10 protein-coding genes and 5 tRNA genes are annotated in these 16,063 nt (G+C 66.7%); 4 read left to right on the top strand and 11 right to left on the bottom strand.

The genetic code is table 11. The features are described from left to right. Nucleotides 1-360 precede the first annotated feature (360 nt). From QO259_RS02510 to QO259_RS02485, 6 genes are all read right to left on the bottom strand, one after another. Nucleotides 361-437: transfer RNA gene (locus QO259_RS02510), tRNA-Asp, on the bottom strand. A 31-nt stretch (nt 438-468) separates the two neighbouring features. Beyond that, nucleotides 469-545 (bottom strand) — tRNA-Val (locus tag QO259_RS02505). A gap of 30 nt (nt 546-575) precedes the next feature. After that, nucleotides 576-652: transfer RNA gene (locus QO259_RS02500), tRNA-Asp, on the bottom strand. 117 nt (nt 653-769) lie between these two features. Further along, a tRNA-Asp gene (locus tag QO259_RS02495) sits at nt 770-846 on the bottom strand. A 42-nt stretch (nt 847-888) separates the two neighbouring features. Then, nucleotides 889-964, bottom strand: a tRNA-Val gene (locus QO259_RS02490). Between the two features lie 64 nt (nt 965-1,028). Then, nucleotides 1,029-1,766 carry an alpha/beta family hydrolase gene (locus QO259_RS02485; protein ID WP_285951672.1) on the bottom strand — a complete coding sequence of 246 codons (738 nt, stop codon included), beginning with the start codon at nt 1,764-1,766 and terminating at the stop codon, nt 1,029-1,031. 308 nt (nt 1,767-2,074) lie between these two features. Between QO259_RS02485 and hpxO the strand changes: the two genes are divergently transcribed. Further along, the gene (gene hpxO / locus QO259_RS02480; protein ID WP_285951671.1) at nt 2,075-3,247 is read left to right on the top strand and encodes an FAD-dependent urate hydroxylase HpxO; all 1,173 of its coding nucleotides are present in this window, start codon (nt 2,075-2,077) and stop codon (nt 3,245-3,247) included. 37 nt (nt 3,248-3,284) lie between these two features. Here hpxO and ttcA read toward each other — a convergent pair whose 3' ends face one another. The 4 genes from ttcA to QO259_RS02460 all read right to left on the bottom strand — a co-directional run bounded on the left by ttcA (nt 3,285) and on the right by QO259_RS02460 (nt 6,780). Beyond that, nucleotides 3,285-4,187: a tRNA 2-thiocytidine(32) synthetase TtcA gene (gene ttcA, locus QO259_RS02475; RefSeq protein ID WP_035475387.1), complete on the bottom strand. Its 903-nt coding sequence runs from the start codon at nt 4,185-4,187 to the stop codon at nt 3,285-3,287. A gap of 170 nt (nt 4,188-4,357) precedes the next feature. Next, entirely contained in the window at nt 4,358-4,579 is a 222-nt protein-coding gene (locus QO259_RS02470; protein ID WP_207031625.1) for a hypothetical protein, read from the bottom strand. 110 nt (nt 4,580-4,689) lie between these two features. Then, the gene (locus QO259_RS02465; protein ID WP_207031627.1) at nt 4,690-6,474 is read right to left on the bottom strand and encodes a sodium:solute symporter family protein; all 1,785 of its coding nucleotides are present in this window, start codon (nt 6,472-6,474) and stop codon (nt 4,690-4,692) included. A 48-nt stretch (nt 6,475-6,522) separates the two neighbouring features. Continuing rightward, nucleotides 6,523-6,780, bottom strand: a complete 258-nt coding sequence (locus tag QO259_RS02460; protein WP_207031630.1) for a DUF4212 domain-containing protein — start codon at nt 6,778-6,780, stop codon at nt 6,523-6,525. A gap of 456 nt (nt 6,781-7,236) precedes the next feature. Here QO259_RS02460 and QO259_RS02455 point away from each other — a divergent pair, with 456 nt between their 5' ends. After that, on the top strand, nt 7,237-11,202 hold the full coding sequence (locus QO259_RS02455; protein WP_285951670.1) for a hybrid sensor histidine kinase/response regulator: 3,966 nt from the start codon (nt 7,237-7,239) through the stop codon (nt 11,200-11,202). Between the two features lie 144 nt (nt 11,203-11,346). On the opposite strand, the gene QO259_RS02450 is transcribed toward QO259_RS02455, so the two are convergent. Then, a complete protein-coding gene (locus QO259_RS02450; RefSeq protein WP_285951669.1) occupies nt 11,347-12,642 on the bottom strand; it encodes an OmpP1/FadL family transporter in 1,296 nt (431 codons plus the stop codon). A gap of 335 nt (nt 12,643-12,977) precedes the next feature. On the opposite strand from QO259_RS02450, the gene QO259_RS02445 reads away from it, so the two are divergent. Then, nucleotides 12,978-13,421 carry a MerR family transcriptional regulator gene (locus tag QO259_RS02445; protein WP_207031642.1) on the top strand — a complete coding sequence of 148 codons (444 nt, stop codon included), beginning with the start codon at nt 12,978-12,980 and terminating at the stop codon, nt 13,419-13,421. After that, on the top strand, nt 13,418-15,970 hold the full coding sequence (locus tag QO259_RS02440) for a heavy metal translocating P-type ATPase (protein ID WP_353057314.1): 2,553 nt from the start codon (nt 13,418-13,420) through the stop codon (nt 15,968-15,970). Before QO259_RS02445 ends, QO259_RS02440 begins: the two co-directional genes overlap by 4 nt. Nucleotides 15,971-16,063: the final 93 nt, after the last annotated feature.

The following is a 16,063-nucleotide window of genomic DNA, read 5'->3' as shown; positions in this document are numbered from 1 at the left end:
GGCTGTTTTCAAACGCACGTATGAACGCCAGTGTAACCCAATCCACGGCGGCGACCATTCCACCAAAGCGGCATCGTCGCAGGCGGGCATATCGGCGGACCCGGGTCTGCCGCTGCGAGCAAGAGACGCCTCTGACAGGCGCAGGGGACGAAAAACAAGGCAGCGTCAGCGGGGAACAACGCAGCGTGAGTAGAGCAAGGGAGAGGAGCAGAGAAAGCGAGAAGAGCAAAGCGCGCGAAGGCCCCAAATCCGACGGCCAGAAACGAAAAAACCAGCTCGAAGGCTGGTTGGTTCGCTCACAGCGGCCGTTTGGGCGCTGCTGGTACTAGGCACTGACTAAACACATTGTCGAGACGTCGATGGCGGACCGGACGGGACTCGAACCCGCGACCTCCGGCGTGACAGGCCGGCATTCTAACCGACTGAACTACCGGTCCGCATATATCGATGACCATCATCCTGAGACGATGGTGGGTGGTACAGGACTCGAACCTGTGACCCCCAGCATGTGAGGCTGGTGCTCTAACCGGCTGAGCTAACCACCCAAAACGTCTGACGCTGCGTGGCACGAAGTGTGGCGGACCGGACGGGACTCGAACCCGCGACCTCCGGCGTGACAGGCCGGCATTCTAACCGACTGAACTACCGGTCCACTCGAAGCATCGGGTCTGAGTCGTGAAACACCTACCTGATACGGCTTACCTGTTACACACTGCGCGACTTGCAAATGACATCCGAAAAACCTGCGCTTCTCGAACATCGCTGGAAATGGCGGACCGGACGGGACTCGAACCCGCGACCTCCGGCGTGACAGGCCGGCATTCTAACCAACTGAACTACCGGTCCCCAGTTTCCAATCACGTGATCCACGGCCCAGCGCTTGCGCGATGGTGGGTGGTACAGGGTTCGAACCTGTGACCCCCAGCTTGTAAGGCTGGTGCTCTCCCAGCTGAGCTAACCACCCGTGGTCACGTGGCGCTGCATTCTACCGGTAGCCGGTTGAAAGTCAACCGCTTTTCCGCAACGTTTTATCCTCGGTGTCGATCGACTGGCGCGAGGCGCCGGCTGATCAGGGCTGCAGCGGTGTCGATCAGTGCCGCCTGGCTCACGCCGAGACGCTTCGGGGGCTGCCAGTCGTGGTCGCCGCCCTCGAGAAAATGGCACTCGAGCTGCGCCGGCAGCGTATAGCTTTCGACCTCGGCGCGGGTCCCGAACGCATCCCGCGTCCCCTGCAGCAACAGCAGCGGACAGGCGAGATCGGGCCAGTGGTCGAGGCGCAGACGCTCCGGCTTGCCCGGCGGATGAAAGGGGTAGCCACATAGCACCAGCCCGGGCGTCGCCTCGCGCGCTGCCAGCAGACTGGCCACCCGCCCGCCCATCGATTTTCCGCCCAGCCAGGCCGGCGCCAGACCGTCTGCGTCGATGGCCCGGCGCCAGGCGCTCAGTTCCGCCACCAGCCCCTCGACCCGCGGCGGCGGCCGGCGGCGTCCCTCACGGCGCATGCGCGCCATGTAGGCGAACTCCACCGCAATCACCTGTACGCCGCCTGCGGCCAGAGCGTGGCGCAGATGGCTCAGGAAGGGCGAGTCGTGCCCTGCCCCGGCGCCGTGGCTCAGCAGCAGCCGCGGCGCCTGCGCCGGCCCGCACACGCGCACACCACCGAGCGCGGTCTCGTGCAGCGTGTCGTCGCCGTGCGCCAGCGCGCTGGCGATCCGCTGATGGTCTTCGGCGTCGAGTGCCGGCTCGGCATCTGTCTGGATACTCATCCTCCCCCCTTCCTCACTTTCCCCTTCCCCACTTCGCTTGCCCGACTTCGTTTTCCCGCATTCGCTTGGCCGGGGTGCTTCGCCGCACGCTTCGCAGCGCCCCAAGGCTATGGCCGTCGCTCGCCTCGAGTGTTGGCGAGGCTGTCCCAGAACGGCCTGGTGGACGCTACCAGGCATTCCCCTGGGGCCCTGTTTCTGCGTAGGATGACAAAAACCTGTTCGATCGGTCAGGCACCTTGAGCGGCGGCGCCATGCCCCCGCTCGCCGGCGATCCCCACGACACGACAATACGCTTGCGAGGATACCCCATGAGCTTGAACGTTCTGGTGATCGGTGCCGGCATGGGCGGGCTGACGGCCGCGCTGGCGCTAGCTCGCCGCGGCCATCGGGTGGCCGTAGTCGACCGGGTCGCCGAGCTGCGTCCGGTGGGCGCTGCCATCTCGGTGTGGTCCAACGGGGTCAAGATCCTCAAGGCGCTCGGCGTAGGCGAGGCGCTGGAGCAGGTCAGCGGCGACATGCAGCGCATGAGCTACTACACCCGCGACGGCGCCAGGCTCACCGACTTCAGCCTGGCGCCGCTGTATGACGAGGTCGGCCAGCGCGCCTGCCCGGTGGCACGCGCCGCGCTGCAGCAACTGCTGCTCGATGCGGTGGGCGCCCAGGCGGTCACCCTGGGCACGGCCTGTACCGGCTATCGCCAGGACGATGCCGGCGTCACCGCCCGCTTCGACGACGGCAGCGAACGCCACGCGGACCTGCTGGTGATCGCCGACGGCACCCACTCACGCCTGCGCGAACAGGCGCTGGGCCGGCCGGTGCCACGACGCTACTGCGGCTACGTCAACTGGAACGTGCGCGTGCCCGCCAGCGAGGATCTGGCCCCGCTGCACGACTGGATACAGTACGTCGGCGATCATCAGCGGGTCTCGCTGATGCCGATGAGCGGCGATCCAGCGAACCCGGAGTTCTACTGCTTCTTCGATGTGCCGCTGCCCGCCGGCAGCGACAACGATCCCGCCCGCTACCGCGACGAGCTGGCGCACCACTTCGCCGGCTGGGCGCCGCCGGTGCAGCGCCTGATCGCGCGCATCGACCCCACCGCCATGGCGCGGGTGGAAATCCACGACATCGAGCCGCTGGAGACACTGGTTGCCCCGCGCGTAGCGATACTCGGCGACGCCGCCCACGGCATGGCTCCGGATCTGGGTCAGGGCGGCTGCCAGGCGATGGAGGACGCCTGGGTACTGGCCGAGGCGCTAGAGGCCAGCGACCACGCCATCGAGGCAGCGCTCGAACGCTACGACGCCGCCAGGGTGTCGCGGGTGGGCGAGATCGTCAGCCGCGCGCGCCAGCGGGCCGAAACCACCCACGGCGCCGACCCCGCCGCCACCCGGGCCTGGTATGCCGAACTCGCCGCCGAGGACGGTCGCCATATCATGGGGGGGATGCGCAGGACGATCCTCGGCGGGCCGTTCGGCTAGGCACTGTCTGATAGGCACTCTCTGAAGAGTACTGCGCTCAGGCCTCGCGGGAGAGCAGGTCGAGCGCGTCGATCCGCGTCTCCTGACGCTGGCGCTGACGCGCCTCGAGCCCGGCGAAGTCGAACAGCTCGCGGTCGGCCAGCTGCGAGGGGGCGACATTGGTCACCGCCTTGAACATCGTCTCCAGGCGCCCCGGATGCTTGGCCTCCCACTCCGCCAGCATCTCCTTGACCACCTGGCGCTGCAGGTTGGGCTGTGAGCCGCACAGATTGCAGGGGATGATCGGGAAGTCCATCAGCCGCGCATACTCGGCGATATCCGCCTCGCGGCAGTAGGCCAGCGGACGAATGACGATGTTCTTGCCGTCGTCGGAGAGCAGCTTGGGCGGCATCGACTTGAGCGTGCCGCCGTAGAACATGTTGAGGAACAGCGTCTCGAGGATGTCCTCGCGGTGATGGCCGAGGGCGATCTTGGTCGCGCCGATCTCCTCGGCGAAGCCGTAGAGCGAGCCCCGGCGCAGACGCGAGCAGAGCGCGCAGGTGGTCTTGCCCTCCGGGGTCTTCTCCTTCACCACCGAGTAGGTGTCGCGCTCGAGGATATGGTAGGCGACGTCCTTGGTGGCGAGATACTCGGGCAGAACGTGCTCGGGAAAACCAGGCTGCTTCTGGTCGAGATTGACCGCCACCAGCTCGAACGCCACCGGGGCGTTGCGTTGCAGGTTGAGCAGGATCTCCAGCATGGTGTAGGAGTCCTTGCCGCCGGAAAGGCACACCATCACCTTGTCGCCTTCATGGATCATGCCGTAGTCGATGATCGCATTGCCGACCTGGCGGCGCAGGCGCTTCTGCAGCTTGTTGAATTCGCGTCTGGCCTTGGCAGACGCATCGGCCTCGGCAGTCTCTGCCTGCCGGCTATCGAGGGGATCGCTGGCTCGTTGCATGCTTCGCTCTTTCGCGCCGCTGCCCGCGACACGGCGAGGGCCGCCGGTCGCCGCTGGACGCGGGTGTCATTCGTGGGGTCGTGGGGCGCCTATGCTAACACCGCCCCGGGCAGCGGCGAAGCGCTGGCATGTCGATCTCCGGCGACCGGCGCGCATGACGGCGGCAGTGATCAAATCACGTGCATCACCCCCAGATAACGCACCGTCACGCCCACGAACAGCACCGCGATACCCACGCGCTGCAGTTTGAACTCGGTCGGCGTGAGCACCATCCGCCGCTGCCAGAACAGCAGCACGCCGCGCAGATCACGGGTGCGCCGCACATAGCGCAGATAGCTCACACTCACGACCAGCAGCCCGAGCAGCAACAGGCCATGCTCCATCCAGTCCATCACTGTTTCCTCACGTCATTCGCATCCTATGTTGACTATCGCCGCCGTCGGCCATCTCGACGCAAGACACCGCCCCGGGTCGCCGGGGCGGTGTGTGGTCCGATCTCGGCTCAGTGGTCGACCGCGGCGCCGGCACCACGGGGCACGCGGATCTCCTCGACGATCTGCTGGATCTCCGCCGGCGGCGGTGCGGTGAAGCGGCACACCACCAGCGAGACCACGAAGTTGAAGATCATGCCCAGCGTACCGATCCCCTCCGGCGAGACGCCGAACCACCAGTGCTCGGGGGTATTCATCTCCGGTGCCACGAACTTGAAGTAGACGATGTAGCTGAAGGTGAAGATCAGCCCCACCAGCATCCCGGCGATCGCCCCTTCCTTGTTCATGCGCTTGTAGAAGATGCCCATCAGGATCACCGGGAAGAAGCTCGACGCCGCCAGCCCGAAGGCGAATGCCACCACCTGGGCGACGAATCCCGGCGGATTGATGCCGAAGTAGCCGGCGATCACGATCGCCACCGCCGCGGCGATACGTGCCGCCAACAGCTCACCCTTCTCGGAGATGTCCGGCTTGAGCTGTTTCTTGAGCAGGTCGTGGGAGATCGCCGACGAGATCACCAGCAGCAGCCCGGCCGCGGTCGACAGCGCCGCCGCCACGCCCCCGGCGGCGACCAGCGCCACCACCCACGCCGGCAGATTGCCGATCTCGGGGTTGGCCAGCACGATGATGTCGCGGTCGATGTAGACCTCGCCGGGGTTGTCGGTGGGGGCGTTGCTCAACAGCCGCTCGCCGTGGCTGCCGCGCTCGCCGGTATAGACCGGAGCGCCCTTGAACGGGTCGCCGGCGGACATCTGCACCTCACCGTCGGCGTTCTTGTCGGTCCACGCGATCAGCCCCGAGTTCTCCCAGTTGCGGAACCACTGGGGCAGCGATTCGTAGGCGGTGTTGTCGACCGTATCGATCAGGTTGACCCGGGCGAAGGCCCCCACCGCCGGCGCGCTGGTGTAGAGGATGGCGATGAAGAACAGCGCCCAGCCGGCGCTGACCCGGGCATCGCGCACCCGCGGCACGGTGAAGAAGCGCACGATCACGTGGGGCAGCCCGGCGGTGCCGCACATCAGCGCCGCGGTGATGAAGAAGACATCGATGGTCGACTTGGTGCCCGAGGTGTAAGCGCTGAAGCCGAGTTCGGTCACCAGCTGGTCGAGCCGCGTAAGCAGATAGACCCCGGTGTCGTTGCCGGCGGCGTCCAGCAGCGTGGCACCGAAGCCGGTCTGCGGCAGGATATGCCCGGTCATCATGATCGAGAGGAAGATCGCCGGCACGGTGAAGGCGAAGATCAGCACGCAGTACTGCGCCACCTGGGTGTAGGTGATGCCCTTCATGCCGCCGAGCACGGCGTAGAAGAATACGATCACCATGCCGATCGCCACGCCGATGTCGACGTCGACCTCAAGGAAGCGGGCAAAGACGATCCCGGTGCCGCGCATCTGCCCCGCCACGTAGGTGAACGAGACGAAGATGACGCAGATCACGGCCACCGTGCGCGCCACGTTGGAGTAGTATCGGTCGCCGATGAAGTCCGGCACCGTGAACTTGCCGAACTTGCGCAGATAAGGCGCCAGGAGCATCGCCAGCAGCACGTAGCCGCCGGTCCAGCCCATCAGGTAGACCGAGGCGTCATAGCCCGAGTAGGCAATGATCCCCGCCATCGAGATGAACGACGCCGCCGACATCCAGTCGGCCGCGGTGGCCGCGCCGTTGGCGATCGGTGAGACGCCACCGCCGGCGACGTAGAACTCCTTGGTGGAGCCCACCCGCGAGGCGATCGCGATCGCGATGTAGAGGACGAAGGAGCCCCCCACGAAGAGATAGGTCAGTAATTGAATATCCATCAGGCCTGTCCTGTGTGTTGGTTATTGTCGGTTGCGATAGATGTCCAGTTACTGCTCTTCGACGTCGTACTCCCGGTCGAGCCGGTTCATCGTCCAGGCGTAGACCACGATCAGCACCAGGAAGGCGTAGATCGCGCCCTGCTGGGCGAACCAGAAGCCGAGCTTGAAGCCGAAGAATTGGATGGTATTGAGCGGCTCGACCAGCAGCACGCCGAAGCCATAGGAGACGATGAACCAGATCACCAACAGCGTCGCGATCAAGCGTACGTTGGCCTTCCAGTAGTCCTGCCGGCTCTTTCCCTTCATGAGATTCCCCTCTCGCTGCTCGAAAGCGCCCCCCGCCTACCGGGCGCACACGGGTGCGTCCTGCCCGCCCCACCGGGCCGATCCTCGGGCGCACTGCTTAGCGCTCGAAAATCAACGGTTTGTCGGGTCCGGCGACACGAATGCAGCCTATGTCAGAGCAGGCTTGCGGGGGCAGGCTGACTTTAGTCGAGGACTGACACGCGGCTCGGCGCCCTCACGCCTTCTTCTTCAATATCAGTCGCTTGGAATGTTCGTTCAGACATTGAACCTTGGTCTATCAGGCCAAAGCATGAGCGTCCGAGGCGCAGCCGGCGCTCACCTCTGTCACACTAGGCGCCCTGCAGCGCTGCGCTGGCTAGACGCGCCGCGGCAGGCGATCATGGCGAGGGGCGGGCCTAGACCGACTCAAAGGGAATCTCACGGGCGCGGAGGCGCTCGGCGCAAGCGGGGAAACACATGTTCGAAGGCGGCTTACTGATCGTCGTGGCACTGCTCTACGTGGCCACGCTGTTCGCCATTGCCTGGCGCGGCGATCGCCACGCCCGGCGCCACGGCCCGGCCAGCCGGCGGCCGATCGTCTACAGCCTGGCGCTGGCGGTCTACTGCACCTCCTGGACCTTCTACGGCAGCGTCGGCCAGGCCGCCACCTCGGGCTGGTCGTTCGCCAGCGTGTTCATCGGCCCGGTGCTCACCTTCCTGCTGTTCTGGCCGGTGATCACCAAGATGATCCGCGTGGCCAAACGCCAGAACGTCACCTCGATCGCCGACTTCATCGCCTCGCGCTACGGCAAGTCGCAGTCGCTGGCCGCCTTCGCCAGTCTGATCGCGCTGGTCGGCACGCTGCCCTACATCGCGCTGCAGCTCAAGGCGGTCTCCACCGCCTTCCGCGTGATGACCAGCGATGGCCACTCGGTCAAGGCGCCGATCGTCGACGACACCGCCTTCTATATCGCCATCGTAATGGCGGCCTTTGCAATTCTGTTCGGCACCCGCGATACCAACGCCACCGAACACCACGAGGGCCTGATCCAGGCGATCGCCTTCGAGTCGGTGGTCAAGCTGGTGGTGTTCCTGGTGCTCGGGGCCTATGTCACCTGGGGCATGTTCGACGGCCTCGGCGACCTGCTCGGCCGCGCCGACACCTATCTGCGGCTGCAGCAGCAGCTCACCGAGCAGAACTTCGACACCAGCTTCTGGACCCAGACCCTGCTGGCAATGCTGGCGGTGTTCTGCCTGCCGCGCCAGTTCCATATCACCGTGGTCGAGAACACCAACACCGACGACGCCAAGCGCGCACGCTGGTTGTTCCCGCTCTATCTGGTGCTGATCGGGATGTTCGTGCTGCCGCTGGCAGCGGCCGGCCTGTCGCTGTTCCCCGGCGATGATCTCGCTCCCGACAGCTACGTGCTGGCGCTGCCGATCGTCGCCGATCAGCCGTGGCTGGCGATGCTCACCTTCGTCGGCGGGCTCTCGGCGGCCACCGGCATGGTGATCATGGCGGCGGTGGCCAATGCGATCATGATCTCCAACGAGATCGTGCTGCCGGCACTCTTCCGCCTGCGCTGGTTCGAGGAGAAGTCGCGCGACTACGGGCGCCTGGTGCTGCTGGCGCGGCGCATCACCATCGTCGCCATCCTGGCGCTGGCCTATCTGTTCTATCAGTTGGTGGCAGAGTACAGCTCACTGGCCGCCACCGGCCTGCTCTCGCTCTCCGCCGCCGCCCAGTTCGCCCCGGCCCTGCTCGGCGGGCTCTACTGGAAGCGCGGCAACCGTCTCGGTGTGGTCACCGGGCTCAACGTGGGCTTTGCGATCTGGGCCTACACCCTGCTGATGCCGGCGCTGATCCGTGCCGGCCTGCTGCCGGAGGCGTGGCTGGCCGGCGGGCCACTGGGCGTGGCCTGGCTGTCGCCGCTGCATCTGTTCGGGCTCAACGTCACCGACAGCTTCGCCCACGGGGTGATGCTGTCGCTCGGCTTCAACCTCTTTTTCTATATATTCATCTCCCAGCTGACGCCGCAGCGGGTGGTCGAACGCATCCAGGCGTCGCTGTTCGTCGACAGCATCGAGACCCGCCAGACCACGGTCAATCGCCCCTGGACCGGGGCCACCACGGTGGGTGACCTCAAGGTGCTGTGCGAGCGTTTCCTGGGCCAGTCCCAGGTCGAGCGCGCCTTCGACGACTACGGCCGACGCAACGCCAAGCCGCTGGAGAACAATGCCCGCGCCTCGATCGATGTGATCCAGTTCACCGAACGCCTGCTGGCCTCGGTGCTCGGCGCCTCGTCGGCGCGCATCGTGGTCAACTCGGCGCTGCAGGGGCGCGGCATCGGAATCTCGGACGTGATCTCGATCGTCGACGAGGCGTCGCAGGTGCTGGAGTTCAACCGTGCCCTGCTGCAGGCGACCATCGAGAACATCAACCAGGGCATCGGGGTGGTCGACCAGAACCTCAACCTGGTGGTATGGAACCAGCGCTACCTGGAGATCTTCCGCTTCCCCGACAACCTGATCCGTGTCGGCACGCCGATGGAGAAGGTGTTCCGCTACAACGCCCACAACGGCGAGTACGGTCCCGGTGACCCGGAGGAGCATGTCGAGCAGCTGATCGAGAACATCAGAAGCGGCCAGCCCCACCGCTACGAGCGCTACCGCCCCGACGGCAGCGTGCTCGAGGTGCTCGGCAACCCCATGCCGGGCGGCGGCTTCGTCTACACCTACCAGGACATCACCCAGCAGAAGCGCACCGAAGAGGCGCTGATCCGCTCCGAGAGCAACATCCGTATCTACACCGACAACGTGCCGGCGCTGATCGCCTACTTCGACACCGACTGCCGCTACCTCTTCACCAACCGCGCCTACGAGGCGGCGATGGGTATCGACCGCAACGCGGTGATCGGCGAGCGCGTGCAGAACGTCATGCTGGCGGCCGCGGCGCGCCAGCGCGGCCCCTGGATGCGCCGCGCCCTGGACGGCGAACGGGTCAACTTCGAGATCTCGCTGGATGACGGCGACGGCGGCGTGCGCTATATGCTGGTGACCTATACGCCCCACTTCGGCGAAGGCGGGCGCATCCTCGGCTTCTTCGCGCTCTACCAGGACATCACCGAGCGCCGCCTGGCCGAGATCGCCCTGCGCGAGACCAACGAGAATCTCGAAGAGCGCGTGCGCGAGCGTACCCAGGCGCTGTCCAAGGCCAACGCCGCCCTGCGCCAGGAGAACCGGGTGCGCGCCGAGGCGGAGCAGGCCCTGCGTCAAGCCAAGCAGACCGCCGAGGATGCCAACGCCTCCAAGACCCGCTTCCTCGCCGCCGCCAGCCACGATCTGCTGCAGCCGCTCAACGCCGCCCGGCTGTTCACCTCGGCGCTGGGCCAGCAGGTGGCGGACGGCGATCACCGCCGTACCATCGGCCATATCGACAACTCGCTGCAGGCCGCCGAGGAGCTGCTGGGCACCCTGCTCGACATCTCCAAGCTCGACGCCGGGGCGCTGACCCCACGCCGGAGCCAGTTCCCGCTGGCCGACATCCTGCGCCCGCTGCGCGCCGAGTTCGAGGTGATGGCCGACGATCGCGGCCTCGATCTGGACATGGTCGCCACCAGCCTGTGGGTCGACAGCGATGCCCAGATGCTGCGGCGTATCGTCCAGAACTTCCTCTCCAACGCCCTGCGCTATACCCAGCAGGGGCGGGTGCTGCTGGGCTGCCGCCGGCGCCACGACCGGGTGGTGATCGAGGTCTGGGACACCGGGCCGGGTATCCCCGACTCCAAGCTCAGCGAGATCTTCCAGGAGTTCCGGCGCCTCGATCAGGCCTCGCGCCACAAGGAGAGCGAGCGCGGGCTGGGGCTCGGCCTCTCCATCGCCGAGCGCATGAGCCGGGTGCTCGACCATCCGATCCAGGTTCGCTCCAAGGTCGCCGCCGGCACCGTGTTCTCGGTCTCGGTACCGCTGGTGGCCGGCCGCCGCGGCAGCCCCAAGCCAGAGGAGAGCACTCCGCGGCGCAGCGGCAACAAGCTCGTTGGTACGCGCATCCTGTGCATCGACAACGAGCGCCTGATCCTCGAAGGCATGAAGGCGATGCTCGAGGGCTGGGAGTGCGAGGTCTTCACTGCCACCTCCATCGGCGGCGCCAAGTCGGCGATCCGCAACATGGGCGGTGACCCCGACGCCATCCTCGCCGACTACCACCTCGACAACGAGGTGACCGGGGTGATGGCGCTGGAGGCGCTGGAGGAGCTGTGCGAGCAGAGCGTGCCGGGGATCGTGATCACCGCCGACCGCACCGAGGAGGTCGCCGACGAGATCAAGCGCGGCGGCTATCAGCTGCTGCTCAAGCCGGTGCGTCCGGCGGCCCTGCGCGCCCTGCTCACGCGCACACTGCAGGCCTCGCGGGCGACCCGCGCAGCGGGTGACGAGAGCCCCTGAACCAAGCGCAGGCCGAAACGACGACGCGCCGCAGAGCGCGGCGCGTCGAGGAAAATCGGCAGGCTGTGGGTGAATGCGCCGTCGATATGCCGGTTCGCCGGCCCCGGGCCAAGTGCCCGAGGCGCAGCGAGCCAGCGGCGCGGCTTAGAAGCGGTAGGTCGCCTGCACCCCGAACAGGTTGAGCGAGTTGTCGTACTCGGCCTTGTAGGAGGTGCCGTTGGCTTTCTGCTGGTCGACGTCGGCGCGATCTTCCCAGATGTAGCTGTAGGCGGCATCGATGGTCAGGTCGGGGATCGGGGTCCAGCCGGCACCGATCGAGACCAGGTTACGGTTCGCCGTGGGCACGCGCGGGCTGCGATGGGCGTCCTTGACTGGCGACTGGTCGTAGGCGATACCGCCGCGCAGGGTCCAGGCCGGATTGACCTTGTAGGAGAGACCGGCGGCGTACTGCCAGGTGTCGCGATAGTCCTGCTGCTCGTTGATATCCAGCCCCAGGCCGTTGTCGACCACCAACTGGTCGAAACGACTCCAGCGGATGTAGGTTGCCCCGGCCATCACCGTCCAGCGATCGTCGAGCTGGTGGGTGACCGAGAAGTCGATGGTCTCCGGCAGGGTGATATCGAGCGAGCCGTCGCTGCTGGCGTTGAGGAAGATCGGGCCATTGCCGCCCACCCCGCCGAAGACGTTGGAGGCATCGACGTCACCGGTGAGGTGATAATCGACCTTGGAGCGGTAGGTGAGACCCAGGGTGGTGGACTCCACCGGGCGGTAGATCAGACCAATGTTGTAGCCCCAGGCGTCATCGTTGCCCTTGACGTTGACGGTGCCATCACTGGAAGCGGCCGGGTTGAGCGGGTTGGGGGTCTTGCTCTCTAGCTCGCCCTTGATGTGGTTGTAGGTCACGCCGAAGCCGACGGCGAACTTGTCGTTAAAGCGGTACGACAGCGTGGGCTGGGCGGTGATGACCTCCAGGTCACTGTAGTTGCCGAAGTAACGCCCCTTGAAGTCGTCACCGTAGTCGGTGACCAGTCCGAACGGTGCATAGACGCCGAGACCGAAGCTCCAGCGGTCGTTGATCGGCTGCACGTAGTAGCCGAACGGTACCGCCTTGTGCGGAATCATGTCGCCGTCGGTACTACCCTGAGTGCCCACCACACCAGCGAGTGTCGGCTGGGTGCCGCTGTCGTTGCTGATGTCCGAGCTGGCGTCGATGTAGTGGGTACCGGCGGTGACCTGGGCGCGGTCGAGGAACGACATGCCCGCCGGGTTACCGAAGACGATGGAACCGTCCTGAACGTTGGAGGAGCGTCCGGCCCAGGAGGTGCCCTGGCCACTGACGCTCTGTTCCTGGAGTTGAAAGGCCCCGGCCATGGCCTGGCTGGAGGCGGCAGCGCTCACCAGCGCGATGGCCAGCGACAAACGGTTGTAGCGAAAAGACATGGTTCGTTCCCCTCTCCCAGTGGTCGCCCTTGCGCTTGCGCGTCTGGCGATCGTCGCCGAAGGCGCGGCCCCCGCATCCCTTCAGCACTATTTTTCCCATCCCTTTTTCACTCAGCGCCGCGACAGCGTCAATGCGCAAACGGTCGTTTCAATCGCATTTTTGACTTCTCTTTAGTCGTAATACGAATCGCTATGTCGCTTTAGCTGCCATTGGCGCTCGACAGCGCCCTGTCCGCCTTGCCAGCGCCACGCCTACGGTGATAAGGGGCTGGCCTTGACCCATGTGTTAGACCCAGGTTTTACACTGACCTCGACAAGTGCGGAGGAGCTTCACGATGAAAGTCACCGAACTGGCCAGAAGCGCCGGGGTCACCGCCGAGACCGTACGCCACTACACCCGCCAGGGTCTGCTGACGCCGCGGCGCGATCCGGACAACGGCTATCAGCTCTACGACCAGCGCGACCTGGGGCGGCTGCGTTTCATCCAGCGTGCACGCACCCTGGGCTTCAGCCTCAAGGAGATCGCCGAGATTCTCGACCAGGCCGACCAGGGCGATTCGCCGTGCCCGCTGGTACGCGACCTGCTCGCCGCACGCCTGCCGCGTATCCATGCCCAGATCCGCGAGCTGCAGGCGCTGGCCGAACGCATGGAGCACGCCCTCGAGGATTGGGCGCAGATGCCCGACGGGGCCCCCGACGGGCACAGCATCTGTCGCCTGATCGAACACACGTCCGACGGCGCCCACGGCTGCCAGGCCGCGCCGGGGAGGTCCGCGTGAACCACTATCGCTATCGCGTCGACGCCATGCACTGCCAGGGCTGCGTCAAACGCATCCGTGCGGCGGTCGCTGCCGCCGACGCCGAGGCCACCCTCGATGCCGCCCCCGCGCAGCGCGAGCTGGCGGTCACCACCCAGCTAGACGAGGCGAGCCTGCGTCAGCTGCTCGACCACGTCGGCTATCCCGCCGCACCCCTCGACGAGACCAACGCCGAAACACCGCCAACCCCCGAACAGCAGACGCAAGCAGCCACGGACGCGCAGACTCCCTGGGCCGGTGCACATGATGCGACCGGCGCGCACACCGACAGCCCCGCCCTGCGGCGGCTGGCGATCGGCGGCATGACCTGCGCCGGCTGCGTCAATGCGGTGCAGAAGGCGCTCGCGGCCACCCCGGGGGTGACCCACGCCCAGGTCAACTTCGCCAGTGAGACGGCCCAGGTCGGCGGCAGCGCCGAACTCGATGCGCTGATCGCGGCGGTACGCGGCGCCGGCTATACGGCGACACCAATCGCCGATCTGCGCCAGGCCAGCGCCCAGCGCCAGCGCGACAACCGCCGCCAGTGGCGCCGCCATCTGCGTGACGCCGGCCTGAGCCTCGCCCTGGGCATACCGATGATGCTGGCGATGTTCGTCCACCAGCCCCGCCTCGAGGGTGGCGAGCGCTGGCTCTGGCTGGCCCTGGGGCTGGCCACGCTGGGCGTGCTCGCCACTGCCGGGCGACGCTTCTTCGACGGCGCCTGGAAGGCGTTCCGTCACCACCAGGCCAACATGGACACGCTGATCGCCCTGGGTACCGCCGCGGCCTGGCTCTACTCGATGACGGTGGTGCTGTTTCCCGGGCTGATCCCGCCGGCCTCGCGCCATCTCTACTTCGAGGCCTCGCTGATGATCGTGGGGCTGATCGGTATCGGCCAGGCGCTGGAGCTGCGCGCCAAGGGACGCAGCAGCCAGGCGCTGTCGCGTCTGCTCGATCTGCAGAGCCGTACCGCACGGGTGATTCGTCAGGATCAGGAGCACGAAGTCGCGATCGAGAGCGTGCAGGTGGGCGAACGCATCCGGGTGCGCCCCGGCGAGCGCCTGCCAGTGGATGGCGAGGTCGAGAGCGGCGAGAGCCATATCGATGAATCGATGCTGACCGGTGAGCCCGAGGCGGTGCGCAAGGGCCCCGGCGACAGCGTCAGCGCCGGGACCGTCAATGGCCGCGGCAGCCTGGTCTACCGCGCCACCCAGGTGGGTGACGATACCCGCCTCGGGCGTATCGTCGATCAGGTCGCCCAGGCGCAGGAGTCGCGCCCGCCGATCGGCGCCCTGGCCGATCGCGTCGCCGGCATCTTCGTGCCCAGCGTGATGATCATTGCGGTATTCACCGCCCTCGCCTGGCTAAATGTCGGGCCCGCGCCGCAGCTGGTGCACATGCTGGTGGCCGCAACCACGGTATTGATCATCGCCTGCCCCTGCGCGCTGGGGCTGGCGACACCGATCTCGACCATGCTCGGCATCAGCAAGGCCGCCGAGCACGGTGTACTGATCCGCGACGGCGAGGCGCTGCAGACCGCCAGTCGCCTGAGCACCCTGGTGGTCGACAAGACCGGCACCCTCACCGAAGGCCGCCCGAAGGTGACCGCCAGCCACTACTGGCAGACGCAGGCGCACGCCCAGGCCGCCGTGGTCGCCCTCGAACGCGGTTCGGAGCACCCGCTGGCTAGCGCCCTGCTGGCGCACCTGGATGACGCGCCCGAGCCCCCGGCGGTCGACGCCTTCGAGAGCGTCACCGGTCGCGGGCTGGTCGCCAGCCTGGCGGACGGCACCCGGGCGCTGCTCGGCAACGCCGCGCTGATGCACGACCACGCCATCGATATCCAGGCTTCGAAGGAGACCGCCGAAGCCTGGCAGCAGCAGGCCGCGAGCGTGGTCTATCTGGCCCTGGACGGCCAGCTGGCGGCGCTCTTCGCGGTGCGCGACGCCCTGCGTGAGGATAGCCGCGCCGCGGTGGCCCGACTGCGCCGGGCGGGGCTGAAGGTGGTGATGCTGAGCGGCGACAATGCCGCCGCGGCCAACGCCATCGCCCGTGAGGCGGGGATCGACGAGGTCCGCGCCGAGCTGCTGCCGGGTGACAAGCAGGCCGCGGTGGCGGCGCTGCAGCAGCGCGGCGAACGCGTGGGCATGGTCGGCGATGGCATCAACGACGCCCCGGCGCTGGCCCAGGCGGATGTCGGCTTCGCCATCGGCCAGGGCACCGACGTCGCCATCGAGAGCGCCGGTATCACGCTGATGCGCGACTCGCTGCACGGCGTGGCCGATGCCATCGCTATCAGCCGCGCCACGCTGTCCAATATCAAACAGAATCTGTGGGGGGCATTCGGCTACAACGCCCTCGGCATCCCCATCGCCGCCGGCGTGCTCTATCCGTTCACCGGGATGCTGCTGTCGCCGATGCTCGCGGCGCTGGCGATGTCGGCCTCCTCGGTCACGGTGGTCGCCAACGCCAGCCGCCTGCGCCGCTTCAACCCGGGCGGTGGCACGCCCTCCGCCGAGGAGCGACACTGATGCTGATACTGCTCAATATGCTGGGCTTGGCGCTCGTCGTCTTTATCGTGTGGTGGTTCTGGCTCAAAAATTGAACGCCACACCGTTAGACAG

Origin of the sequence: Salinicola sp. JS01 (genome assembly GCF_030284585.1) — a bacterium.
In the GTDB taxonomy this organism is placed as follows: Bacteria; Pseudomonadota; Gammaproteobacteria; order Pseudomonadales; family Halomonadaceae; genus Salinicola.
This window is presented reverse-complemented; position numbering and strand designations above follow the sequence as displayed.

What these genes read in the sequence shown, in the direction of transcription:
- QO259_RS02485 (WP_285951672.1), bottom strand. Translation starts at nt 1,766, where the DNA reads ATGAGTATCCAGACAGATGCCGAGCCGGCACTCGACGCCGAAGACCAT.
- hpxO (WP_285951671.1), top strand. Translation starts at nt 2,075, where the DNA reads ATGAGCTTGAACGTTCTGGTGATCGGTGCCGGCATGGGCGGGCTGACG.
- ttcA (WP_035475387.1), bottom strand. Translation starts at nt 4,187, where the DNA reads ATGCAACGAGCCAGCGATCCCCTCGATAGCCGGCAGGCAGAGACTGCC.
- QO259_RS02470 (WP_207031625.1), bottom strand. Translation starts at nt 4,579, where the DNA reads ATGGACTGGATGGAGCATGGCCTGTTGCTGCTCGGGCTGCTGGTCGTG.
- QO259_RS02465 (WP_207031627.1), bottom strand. Translation starts at nt 6,474, where the DNA reads ATGGATATTCAATTACTGACCTATCTCTTCGTGGGGGGCTCCTTCGTC.
- QO259_RS02460 (WP_207031630.1), bottom strand. Translation starts at nt 6,780, where the DNA reads ATGAAGGGAAAGAGCCGGCAGGACTACTGGAAGGCCAACGTACGCTTG.
- QO259_RS02455 (WP_285951670.1), top strand. Translation starts at nt 7,237, where the DNA reads ATGTTCGAAGGCGGCTTACTGATCGTCGTGGCACTGCTCTACGTGGCC.
- QO259_RS02450 (WP_285951669.1), bottom strand. Translation starts at nt 12,642, where the DNA reads ATGTCTTTTCGCTACAACCGTTTGTCGCTGGCCATCGCGCTGGTGAGC.
- QO259_RS02445 (WP_207031642.1), top strand. Translation starts at nt 12,978, where the DNA reads ATGAAAGTCACCGAACTGGCCAGAAGCGCCGGGGTCACCGCCGAGACC.